We start from the raw sequence: 11,083 nt of genomic DNA, 5'->3' as shown, positions 1-11,083 counted from the left end.
TCCGTGCCTCCTCGTCGGGCTCTGCCCGCGTTCACTAACGGTTCCGGTCTGCTCTGCCGTCACTTGCGGATGCAGGCGATTGAGTCTTCTTCCAAAGGTGAGAACGCGCCGTCACTCCGGACGATCATCACCTGGACACACGTGGGTTCCGTCGGATTCAACGCAACCTGGGCGGCTGGCTCGGCAGTGGACTGGTACTCGCCGTGGTTGCCCAACGCGTAAACCCTCCACTTGTAGGCGTCGCCCGACTTCGGCTGCGGATTGGTCCAGGTGAAGGTCGCCTTGCCGGCGGCGTCCACAGTCCCTGCCAGATCCGCGACGTCGGGGACTGTCCCGTTGTCCAGGGCATCCGCCGGGGGTTTGCTGACCTGGCCGGTCTCTTCGACCTTGGGCGCCGGGGCCGAGGACGCCACCACAATCCCTACGATGATGGCGAGGACCAGCAGCGTTCCGCCCGCGGCGGCGAGCCACACGTTGCGCTTGCCGTGGTCGGGCGCCGCTTCGGGGGCGGTTTCCGTGACCGGGGCCGGTCGGCTGATCGTCGCGTCGATCTCCGGATCGGCCGCTGCCCCGTGGCCGGCGCGCCCGGCCCGGTGGCCGGGCGCGCCGGCCTGTCCGGCCTGGGCAGGAAGGGGCCCGGGACGCTGGACGGTTGCGTCCGGCGCGGAGCCGTACCCGGCGGCCGGTGCACTTCCGCGGAGCATCGTGGCATGGGCCCACTCGCCTGCGGGGTTGCTGCCAGCCTGCGTGCCGCCGTCCTGCTTACCGTCCTGCTGGCCGGCAAAGAGGTTGCCCGGAACCTGGGGCCGGGTTGCTGCCGGGGCCGCAGCGGCCGGGGGAAATCCGCCGGCCGGAAGGCCCGACGGCGGCGCACCGGTTCCGGGGCGTTGCGGCCGGGTGCGTGCCGGGAAAGTAGGGGCGCTGCCGGTCCGCTCCGGATCGATGGCCGCGATGCTCCGGACGCGGGTTTCCTCGAAGCCGTCATCCGGGTGGTTCTCTTCCAGTTGCTGCTCTTCGAGTACCTCGAAGGGCGTAACCGAAAGGTTCAGTTCGGCCTGGATCCGCTGCAGGGCGAGGGCAAACGCGTGGGCTGAGGAGTAGCGGGACGCCGCGGATTTGGCCATGGCCGTGGACAGTGCCCGCTCCAGCGACTCCGGAACGTCGGCCCGGCCCAGGCGCGGCAGTGCGGCGCTGGTGATCCGCGAGATCAGTTCGCGCTGGGAATTGTCCGTACCGGGCATCACAAACGGCGACCTGCCGGCCAGCAGTGTGTACAGCGTGGCGCCCAGCGCCCAGACATCCACCATCACGCCGTCCACGGGGCCGTCCGCGAACTGTTCCGGCGGCGACCACGGAATGGACATCCCGGCGTCCTCGTCGGCGTCGCCGCCCAGCGTGCCCGAGATCCCGAAGTCCGTCAGGGCCGGCCGGTTGTAGTCCGTCACCAGGATGTTGGCGGGCTTGATGTCCCGGTGGGCGATGCCGGCCCGGTGGGCGGTCTCGACGGCGGAGGCCACCTGGATGCCGACCGCCAGCACCTCATCAACGCTGAAGCGCTGACGGCGGTACCGGACGTCCAGGCTGGGCCTCGAGCAGTACTCCATGGCCAGGTAGGAGTGACCTGCCTCGGTCACCTCCGCCTCGAAGATGGTCACGATGTACGGGTGCGAGGAGAGCTGGGCCATCAGGTTGGCCTCGGACTCGAACCTGCGCCGGGCACCCTCGGTCTTCAGATCCGACAAAAGGACCTTGACCGCCACCTTCCGGCGCGGCCGGTCCTGCTCGTAGAGATAGACGTCCGAGAACCCGCCGGAGCCAAGCAGGCTGATGTAGGTAAACCCCGGAATGTGGGGCGGCGGCGCAACCGGCCGTTTGGAACTCAAAGAATCTCCTCAAAACGCAGTGAGATGTCGTCACCCAATTCGGCGATGTCGCCGTCGAGCAGGATGGCCATCTCGTTCTGGGCCAGGCGGCGCGGCGGCTGGCCCTCGCGGACCAGGACCGTACCGTTGGTGGCCTTGAGATCGCAGAGCATCACGTGCCAGCCCTCCAGCCGCACTTCGACGTGCGAGCGCGAGATGTCGCCGCTGGGGCTGGCCACCTGGACCAGCCGCGGCATAACACCACCGTGCACCCGGGAAACGGATGGCTGACGCCCAATGACCAGCGACTGGTCAAGGTCAACCAGTGCACCCGTAGAGACCCGCATCCGGCCCAGCCGGGGCCGGGCCACCTGAACGGCATCGGCGGGCAGCGGCGAGCCGCAGGCAGCGCACTGCGCCTGGGTGGGCGGATTGGCGTGTCCCCGACCGCAGACCCGGGCCAGCACCAGCGGGCCGGCGGTCGAATCCGGCTCCGGAACCGGGGCGGGATGCGCACCCATTCCGGCGAAGTCACTCTTCATGATCGTGTGGCCGTCGTGGTCACCGTCGAAGGCGTCCGGGTCTGCTGCCGGCCGCCCTGCATGCAGTTCTGCCGGGACGTCCGCCTGGGGCTGATTCAACGGGGACGGGTTCGACGGCGGCAGAATCAACGCCGGGAGACTGGACGACGGCGCGGTCTGGGCAGCAGGTGTGCTCCCGCCGGTCCGCCACGGGACCGAGTCGATGAGCCCGCCGATCATCCGGGCGGCCGCTGCGGCCGCAGGCGCTGCGGCCGCAGGCGCTGCGGCCGCAGGCGCTGCGGCTGCAGGCGGTGTGGCTCCAGGCGGTGTGGCAGGTGGACCTGCGGGTTCGTGGGCGGGGTGTGCAGGAGCCGGGCTGGCTACTGCCTCCGGCTGTACTGGAGCGTTCCCCTGTGCCGCATCGACCGGTGCCGGAGCCGCGCCAACAGGTGCCGCAGGTGCGCCGTGATCTTCCTCGGGTTCGTCCCGGACCGCTGCGTCCTCGATGCGGCGGACAACAGTCCGTTCCCAGAGGTGGTCGTAGCTGCCGGTCATCTCGTGGGCCGGGACCTGGTCAGGATGGGCGGCGCTCTCCGGGGCGGGCTCCACGTCCGGCTCGGCTTCCGGGGCTTCGGCAGCAAAATTGGAGTCGTCGTCCAGGAGCCCCATCACCGTTTCTGCCGAAACCTCCCGGTCATGTTCCGGCGCGGGTTCAGACGCAGGTTCAGGTGCAATTTCAGGTTCCGGCTCAGCTTCCGGCACCGGTCCGGGTTCCGGCTTCGGTCCAGTTGCGGGCTCCGCTACCGTTTCAGAGACCGGTTCAGCGTCCGCTACGAGGACGACGCCGCCGACAGGGGCGGGTGCCTCGACCTCAGCGGGCGTGACAGCCGGAGCCGCTGCCTCGTCTACCGGAATTCCGGTGAGCGACACGGTCAGCGACTCCAACAGGACCACGCCTTCGCGGAGCGGGAAACCGGTCCCGGGCTGGCTGTCCCCGGCCACAGTGAGGCGGTACCACTCGGGGGTGTCCAGGCGGCGCTCCGTCCAGGTGGTGACGTCCCGCCCGTTCAGGTCCACGGGGCCGCCGGGCAGTTGCACGGTCAGGTCCAGGTCGCCGCGGAGGAAGATCCGGAGCGCGTCACCGGAATCCACTATCCCGAACGACGGTATCTGCGCCAGGGAAACGCCGAAGCTGCTGGTGACGGCATGGAGGACCTCGTGGACTTCCGGAGCATCCTCCAGCAGTTCCCACAGTGACTGGGCCAGGGCGGGCGGGGTTCCGGGCCCCAGCAGGACCACAGTGTTGGCCCGGACAACACCGAGCCAGGTGCCCGCGGCGTAAGTTGTTGTGCCCATGTCAGTGTCCCCCTCTTCCGTCGTCCTGGCCGGCCGGCCGACTGGCGTCAACAATCCGCGACCGGGGCAGCGTGACCTCCGCCGCATCAGCGGCGGGGCGGGGCGCAGTGGTGGCGATGCCGCCGTCGTTCATCACGTTCCTGGCGTCCACCACAATGACGGTGACGTTGTCCCTTCCGCCATTGCGGAGCGCAGCCTGGATCAGGGCATCCACCGCGTCCTGCGGGTGGCCCACGGTGCTCAGGATCCGGAACATGTGCTCATCCGTCAGCTCGGCATTGAGCCCGTCCGAGCAGACCATGATCCGGTCGCCTTCCTCCACGGGCAGGAGCCAGTAATCAGCCTCGGTCTCGTCCCCCGTGCCCAGCGCCCTCGTGACAACGTGGCGGCGGGGATGGACGGTGGCCTGCTCAGGCGTGATTTCACCGGCATCCACGAGTTCCTGGACCTCCGAATGGTCCACACTGACCTGCTCGAAGTGCCCTTGGCTCAGCCGGTACGTGCGGGAATCCCCGATGTTCATGACCAGCCAGTACGGCATTCCCATCTGTTCCACCACAACGGCTCCAGTGAGTGTGGTCCCGGCGCGGGCACCGGTCACCTCCCGGATGGAACTGTCGGCGCGGAGCAGGTATTGCTGGAGCACTGCCGCCGTGACGCTGCGCTCCCCGGTGGCGAGCTGTGGCATGGCAGCAAGGGCGCGGACGCACATACCGCTGGCAATCTCGCCGGCTTCGTGTCCGCCCATGCCGTCTGCCACGGCGAAGACGGGGTCGGAGGCGATGAAGGAATCCTCGTTCAATTCCCGGCGCAGCCCGCGGTCCGTGCCGTAGCCATAACTCAGGCTGAGGCCGGTTCCGTGGTCTGCGTCAGCTGGGTCACTGGCGGGCTGTGAGTTCATGCCTGTCCTAGGTGGAAGGAACGGTCACCAAAGTGGACTGTGGATCCCGGGCTGACAAAAGCGGGCACACCCGGCCGCAGCGGCGTGCGCCGGCCGTCCGGCGTGGTGACGGCGCTGCCGTTGGTGGAGTTCCGGTCCGTCACCCAAACGCCGGCACCGTCGGTCAGCAGGTGGAGGTGCGTCTTGGAGATCGAGCGGCCGGGATCACTGACCGCTAGGAGCTGGGCCTGCTGCTCCCCCGCCTGGCCAAGGGGGTTCCTGCCCAACAGGACGTTGCGGTCGAGCTGGAAGTCCCGGCCGTCGTCGAGCTTTATCCGCAGCACGGCAACGGGCGCTGCATACGCTGCCCCACCGCGCATCTGTGTGCGGTCGAGGTCGTCATCTGGATGGAACTGGGCGCCCGGCGCGGGAACGGCTGGGGCCGCGTACGGGACATGCGGCTGGAAAGGAGTGAACGACGGCGGCGCGTCCGGCTGGGGTGCGAACGGCGGCGGCGCGGCTGACGGTTGAGCCGCTTCCGGCTGTGGAGCGTACGGGTTCACGGGTTGTTGGACCGGCGGCTGTTGGGCGGGCACAACCTGGGGCGGTTTTGCAGCCCCGGCCACGGGCGACGCGACCGGCTGGACAGGCGGGAGGTCCAGCGGCGCGAAACTGTACGGGCCCTGGAGGCCGCCGGACGTGATGGGGTTCCGGCCGTCGTTGATGTCGAACACCAGTGTTTTGGCCGCAGTATCGTGCCAGCCGCGGAGCCTGCCGTTGCGGTCCCAGGCGTTGGAAACCACCACCAGCACGGCCCACACCGCACTGACCAAAAGCAGCGGGACGAGGACGAACACGGCCATATCGAACCATTTGAAAACGACGATGGCAACGGCGGCCAGGAGCGTCAGGATGATGCCTGCGCCGGTGATGAGGCCGCGCAGGAACACTCCCCCGGCGCCGGGGGCGTAACCATCCTTGTCAGCGCTGCGGATGCCCATGACATGGTTGCCGAGGGTCTTCCCGGAGCGGCCTTCCATGCCCACCAGGACCGCCAGGTAGACCAGCGTCAGTCCCAGGCCGACGCTGCCGAACAGGACCAGCGAACCCGTGTCATAGATGATGAAGCCGCCGCTTTGGGTGCGGGTGATTCCCGCGAACCCGATGGCGAAAGTCACCACCAGAACCGCAACGGGGGCCAGCCAGTCGAGCACTGCTGCGCCGAGCCGTTTCCCCGCCGTGGCCGGAACAAGCTCAAGATTGGCTGCCATTCCCGTTCCTCCCCCTGGAGCCGTTTGTACTACCGGGATAGTACCGGGATTCTGGCTGGCGTGCGCCGCCGCACGCTCCATCATGGCCCGCTGTGCATGGTCCACGTTGCGTCCGCTGCGTGCCGCCCTGTTGGGCAGCGGAGCACCGCACGCCGGGCAAAACGTGGCGCCGCCCCGGATCAGTTGCTGGCACTGCTGGCAGCGCTCGGCCTCGTTCATCATGATTCAGTGGAGTTCTTCCTGCCAGGGTTCCGCAGAACGGTGGACTCATCAGGCTCGGAAGCCGCCGCCGCCGTTCCGGGTCCGCCGTCCTGAACTGCCGGATTCGGGGTTCCGGCAGCGGCCGGGCCGGTCCCCACCCTACCGTTGGCGGACCGCCATCCGGGGGAACCCTGGCCGGACGGACGCACCGGCGGGCCCAGCGCGAGCCTTGCGCCACGCAGCTTTGCGCCGCGCAGCTTAAGGGCGTTGCGGCCATCAGCCAGCAGCGACCGGGGCGAGAAGCGGGCCCGCTGGCGGCGCCAGAACCCCAACGTCCCGGTCATCTCCTTCAGCGAGCCGTCCACGATGGTCCAGTATTCCCGGACCTCCTCCTCGCTGGGCTGGCCAACGCCGAAGATGGAGGCGTCCGCACGGTGCGCCAGCATGGTGGTGGTCTGCCCGGTGGCCGGGAACGAGTCAGCAAGCACCACTGCGCTTTCGCGCCGGGTTGCACGGCTGTCGATGCCGGCGCCCAAATCAGTGGCGAGGCTCACCACCTCGTTCCAGCCGCCGCCCACACGCTGGGCCGGGTGCCCCTCCGTGAGGCGGGCCTTCCGGCGTCGTGATTTAAGGAGCGCGATCAGCAGCAGCGGCAGGGCAAGGATGGACAGCGGGATCAGGGCAATGCCCAAGGCCCCGAGCAGGGCACCCCAGAAGAGCCACGGATTGTTTTTCTTCTCGTCGGCGTCCAGGGCGTCCGGCGAGGAATCCGGCGGCAGATCGGCCGGTTCCTGCGGCGGGGGCGGCGGCTGCAGCACCTGGGGCTTGGGTTTGGACCTGTTTTCGGGGTCCGGCGGGATGGGGACGTTGTCCTTGGGCGGTGTGGGGTCGAAGCTGACCCAGCCCACCCGGTCGAAGGCCACCTCAACCCAGGCGTGGACGTCCTTTCCCGTGACCTTTACCTCGCCGGCGCCGTTCTCCGGGCTGGTCGGATCGGGGTAGAAGCCCATGACCACGCGTGACGGGATGCCCAGGTGGCGGAGCATCAGCGACATGGACACGGCATACTGCTCGTCGTCGCCGAGCATCTGCTTGGCGGTCAGCAGGTTCCTGATCCGCGACGAGCTGTGGCCGGAAACGCTGGGCAGCTGGCCGTCAGCGACGAGGCCGTTGCTGAAGGCGCCCGTCTTTTGGAAATGCGCCTCGATCTGGCGGACCCGGTCAATCGCGGTGGGCGCATCGGCCGAGAGGTCGTTGGCCTGTGACCCCACCACCGGCGGGACCTCGACGGCGTCCGGCAGCGTAATCTTCGCGAAGTCGTACTGCGTCAACTGACCGTGTGCGAGTTTCACGGGATCGGACACCTGGACGCTGTAGGAATCGCCCTTGGACAGGCCCTGCGTGGTCACGGCCGTGTCTGTGCCCGCGTTGAAATACAGGCCCGACGCCGCGGCGGAGGCGCTCTGGTCAAAGCTCAGGCCGGTGGTCTTCCGGCCTCCCGGGACAAAGTAGCCCTGGTAGTCCTCGATGGTGATGTCGATGGAGTAGTCATTCGAGGGGACAATGTCCGAGGTGTCGGCCAGGGTGTTGATGGACTCGGTGTCGCCCACCTTGCTGAAGCTGCCGGAGCCGTTGGGATCCATGTTGTAGTTGGTGCCGTTGAAGGCATCCAAAGCCCCCAGCCGGACGCGGCCGTCCCGGGGCAGTCCTTTGACCACGAACAGCGTGTCGTCTTTCTTGTCCTTGACGAACGTCCGGAAGCTTGCCAGGGGCGTGACGTAGTCCTTGGGATCGAACGGCGGAACCACCACATTACGCAGGACCTTGCGGTCACCGCTGGCGGTGACCAGGGGCGCCGCCACCGCGGTAATGGCGACGCTTGCGGCGATCACGGCAGCGGCGGTGCCCAGCCGGCGGAGCTTGGCCCGCTGGGCTGTGGCCGCATCGGTCTGCGGACGGTTGACTGAGACTTTTCGCGTGTCGCTGCGCCGCAGCGCGTCACGGCGGAAGGTGGCCCAGGCAATCGCAACGACGGTGAGTCCGATGCCGCGCTCCACGGTGAGGAAGGCAGCGTTGGTGCTGAAAGCTATGCCCGTGACGAAAAGCACCAGCACGGGAAGCAGTGGCCAGTACGGGCTTTTCAGCCGCCACGTGAGGATGCCGGCAACCAAGGCGGCGAGCAGCGAACTCAGGAACGGGACGATCAGGACGCCGCCCGCAGACCCTACCGGAACGCCCACCGTGAGCATGTCCTTCCAGGCGAACACAACCCCAAGGAGCAGCGTCCGCAAGGAGTCAAGGCTGGGAACAAAGCCGGTAATCGCAGCGTCCGGGACTGCGAGGAGCGTGCCGAACACCAGGTAGGCCCCAAGTGCGAGGGCGGAAGTGATCAGCAGTCCCAGGCGCAGATGCGCGTTGGCGGCGGCGATGCCGAGGCCAAGGAGGATGCCGCCGAAGCCCGAAACCAGGTAGTAGGGGTCGCCGCCGAAGCTGAGGCTGAAGCCCAGCAGACCCAACCCCAGCAGGACGGTGAGGGCGCCGGCGTCGAGCACAAAATGCCAGACCGGCCGGCCGTCGGCGAACGATGATTCGTACTGCCGCTGCTGCGGGCGTGGCCGGAGGCCCGGGGCGGAGCTCATGCGGCCGCCTTTCTGAGGACGATGGCGAGGTCAGCGAGGTCGCCGAGGGTCAGCACTGTCAGGTCCGCAATGTTGGCGCGGCCTGGTGCAGCACCGATTTGCAGTCGCACGGCCAGGCTTCTGACGCCGAGCGGCACGGAGGCCGCGGCCGAACGGAGCTGGGAGGGTGTCACGTTGCTGCCCACCACAAAAAAGACCACCGACGCGTTGGGGACGGTGTCGGCCAGGGTCCGGGCGAGGTCGACGGCGGTCCGGCGCATGGGTGCCCCGGCGATCCGTGTCATGTCATCCAGCATGTTCCGCCCGGTTTCACAGCGCAGCGGCCCCTTTTGCGTCAGGACGTCCAGCTCGCGCTGCTCGCGGATGGCCTGCCGGCCGATCGAGGCGGCCGCTGAGATGGCCATTTCGAATTCCTGCTCTGAGGCGTACTCGTCCGTGTTGATCGACAGTGAGATGGCCAGATGGGCACGCCGGGTCTCCTCGAACTGGCGCACCATCAGCTTGTTGGTCCGCGCGGTGGTCTTCCAGTGGATGTGCCGCCGGTCATCACCCGGGACGTAGTCACGCAGGGCATGGAAGGACACGTCCGCACTGGACAGGTCGGTGGTGGGCATGCCTTCGAGGTCGCGGATGAATCCCGCCGCGGAACCGGCCAGGGCCACTGTCTTCGGGTGCACAAACAGGTCCTCCGGTTCGGTCCACAACACCTGCCGGCGGAGGAGGTGCAGGGGGTCGGCCCGGACCGAGCGGACAGGTCCCACCACGATAACGGCGCGGCGGGCGGTTGGAATGGTGAAAAGGTCCTCGTGCACCTGCGCGGGCTTCATCCGGGGCAGGTGGAAGACGGCGGTGGCGTTGCCCACCGGCAGTTCCAGGGCGGCGGGCAACAGTGGCCTGGCCGAGGTGTTGGAGACGGCGATGCTTCCTACCGCACTGTCCCCGACGGCCACACGGGTCCGGGCGAGGTCCAGGATCACGCCGTAGGATGACCGACCCAGGATGAACCCGATGGCGATCAGGAAGAGGACAAACGCCGCGATGGCCGCCGCCTTGGCCTCCTGCCAGCCGAAGGCCTGTCCGGCAGTCCACAGCAGGATGGAGGCCGCCAGAACCGACCAGCCCAGGACACTGACCACCGACAGGACGGGCCACACGTAGCGCAGCCACTGGCCGCGGACCTTCTCCCACGCGGGGGTGAGGGCGAGGGCGGCGGTGCTGGTGGCCTCGGCCCACACGGACGAGGGATGCAGCCTGGTGGGTCTGCCGTCCCGGCGGAAGGGTTGCCGGAGACGTTCAGCAAGCCGGTTCAACGGAGTGCTGCTGGACATAAATGTGCCTTTGTTCGCGCTGGTCAGTGGTGGTCGGAGCTCCCGCCGGAGCGTCAGACGGCGGCGCGATGCTGCGGTGCCGCGATGTCGGACAAGACCCGGGCCAGGACGGCCTCGGGGGTGGCACCGGAGAACTCAGCTTCCGGGTCCATCACAAACCGGTGCGTCCACACAACGGCTGCCAGTTCCTTGATGTCGTCAGGCAGGACGAAATTCCGTCCCTGCCCCGCTGCCCAGACTTTAGCGGCGCGGACCATGGCGATGGCGCCGCGGACGGAAACGCCGAGCCGGGTCTCGGGCGCGTTGCGGGTCTCTTCGCAGAGCCGGGAAATGTATTCGAGGACCGCCGTGTCCACGTGCACGGTGGCAGCCAGGTCAGCCATGTCCGCCACGGCCTGCGTGGTGATAACGGCGGAGATCTCCTTGGAGCGGTCCTTCAGGTTCGAGCCGCCGAGCAGCCGGACCGTGGAGGCGTGGTCCGGATAGCCGATGGAGGTCTTGATCAGGAAGCGGTCCAGCTGGGCCTCGGGCAGGCGGTACGTACCGGCCTGCTCGATCGGGTTCTGGGTGGCCATCACCATAAACGGACGGCCGGCCTCGTAGGTGACCCCGTCCACGGTGACCCGGGATTCCTCCATGACCTCCAGCAGTGCCGACTGGGTCTTGGGCGAAGCGCGGTTGATCTCATCGGCCAGGACGATGTTGTTGAAGATCGGTCCCTTGTGGAACTCGAACTTCTGCGTTTTCTGGTCGTAGATGGTCACACCCGTGACGTCCGAGGGCAGGAGGTCGGGAGTGAACTGGATGCGGTTGTTGGACCCCTGGACGGTGGCGGCCATCGCCCGGGCCAGCATGGTCTTGCCGGTGCCGGGTGCGTCCTCGAACAACACATGGCCCTCGGCCAGCATCGCAGTGAAGGTGAGCCGGACGACGTGGTCCTTGCCGAGCACCGCCTGTCCCACGTTGGCAACGAGCTTGTCGAAAGTGCCTGCAAACCATTCGGCCTGCTCGGTGGTCATGGTCAT

The 11,083-nt window shown here is 68.0% G+C and carries 7 protein-coding genes; all 7 read right to left on the bottom strand.

Annotation, left to right across the window (positions count from 1 at the left end; all coding sequences use genetic code 11):
- Positions 1-59: 59 nt before the first annotated feature.
- Genes CXR02_RS05470 through CXR02_RS05440 form a run of 7 tightly spaced genes read right to left on the bottom strand, consistent with a single transcriptional unit; the run spans position 60 to position 11,083 of the window.
- Positions 60-1,883, bottom strand: a complete 1,824-nt coding sequence (locus CXR02_RS05470; protein WP_104061061.1) for a serine/threonine-protein kinase — start codon at positions 1,881-1,883, stop codon at positions 60-62.
- Entirely contained in the window at positions 1,880-3,739 is a 1,860-nt protein-coding gene (locus CXR02_RS05465; RefSeq protein WP_104061060.1) for an FHA domain-containing protein, read from the bottom strand. Before CXR02_RS05465 ends, CXR02_RS05470 begins: the two co-directional genes overlap by 4 nt.
- 1 nt (position 3,740) lies before the next feature.
- On the bottom strand, positions 3,741-4,640 hold the full coding sequence (locus CXR02_RS05460; protein ID WP_104061059.1) for a PP2C family serine/threonine-protein phosphatase: 900 nt from the start codon (positions 4,638-4,640) through the stop codon (positions 3,741-3,743).
- On the bottom strand, positions 4,637-6,112 hold the full coding sequence (locus CXR02_RS05455) for an RDD family protein (protein WP_181037126.1): 1,476 nt from the start codon (positions 6,110-6,112) through the stop codon (positions 4,637-4,639). Before CXR02_RS05455 ends, CXR02_RS05460 begins: the two co-directional genes overlap by 4 nt.
- Positions 6,109-8,730 carry a transglutaminase domain-containing protein gene (locus tag CXR02_RS05450; protein ID WP_258060818.1) on the bottom strand — a complete coding sequence of 874 codons (2,622 nt, stop codon included), beginning with the start codon at positions 8,728-8,730 and terminating at the stop codon, positions 6,109-6,111. The genes CXR02_RS05455 and CXR02_RS05450 overlap by 4 nt, the downstream gene beginning before the upstream one ends.
- The gene (locus CXR02_RS05445) at positions 8,727-10,058 is read right to left on the bottom strand and encodes a DUF58 domain-containing protein (protein ID WP_104061057.1); all 1,332 of its coding nucleotides are present in this window, start codon (positions 10,056-10,058) and stop codon (positions 8,727-8,729) included. Before CXR02_RS05445 ends, CXR02_RS05450 begins: the two co-directional genes overlap by 4 nt.
- 53 nt (positions 10,059-10,111) lie before the next feature.
- On the bottom strand, positions 10,112-11,083 hold the full coding sequence (locus CXR02_RS05440; protein ID WP_104061056.1) for a MoxR family ATPase: 972 nt from the start codon (positions 11,081-11,083) through the stop codon (positions 10,112-10,114).

This window comes from Arthrobacter sp. 4R501, assembly GCF_002929755.1.
Lineage (GTDB): Bacteria > Actinomycetota > Actinomycetes > Actinomycetales > Micrococcaceae > Arthrobacter.
The sequence above is the reverse complement of the archived record's forward strand: the minus strand, read 5'-3'. Positions and strand labels throughout refer to the sequence as shown.

What these genes read in the sequence shown, in the direction of transcription:
- CXR02_RS05455 (WP_181037126.1), bottom strand. Translation starts at nt 6,112, where the DNA reads ATGATGAACGAGGCCGAGCGCTGCCAGCAGTGCCAGCAACTGATCCGG.
- CXR02_RS05440 (WP_104061056.1), bottom strand. Translation starts at nt 11,083, where the DNA reads ATGACCATGACCACCGAGCAGGCCGAATGGTTTGCAGGCACTTTCGAC.
- CXR02_RS05450 (WP_258060818.1), bottom strand. Translation starts at nt 8,730, where the DNA reads ATGAGCTCCGCCCCGGGCCTCCGGCCACGCCCGCAGCAGCGGCAGTAC.
- CXR02_RS05465 (WP_104061060.1), bottom strand. Translation starts at nt 3,739, where the DNA reads ATGGGCACAACAACTTACGCCGCGGGCACCTGGCTCGGTGTTGTCCGG.
- CXR02_RS05445 (WP_104061057.1), bottom strand. Translation starts at nt 10,058, where the DNA reads ATGTCCAGCAGCACTCCGTTGAACCGGCTTGCTGAACGTCTCCGGCAA.
- CXR02_RS05460 (WP_104061059.1), bottom strand. Translation starts at nt 4,640, where the DNA reads ATGAACTCACAGCCCGCCAGTGACCCAGCTGACGCAGACCACGGAACC.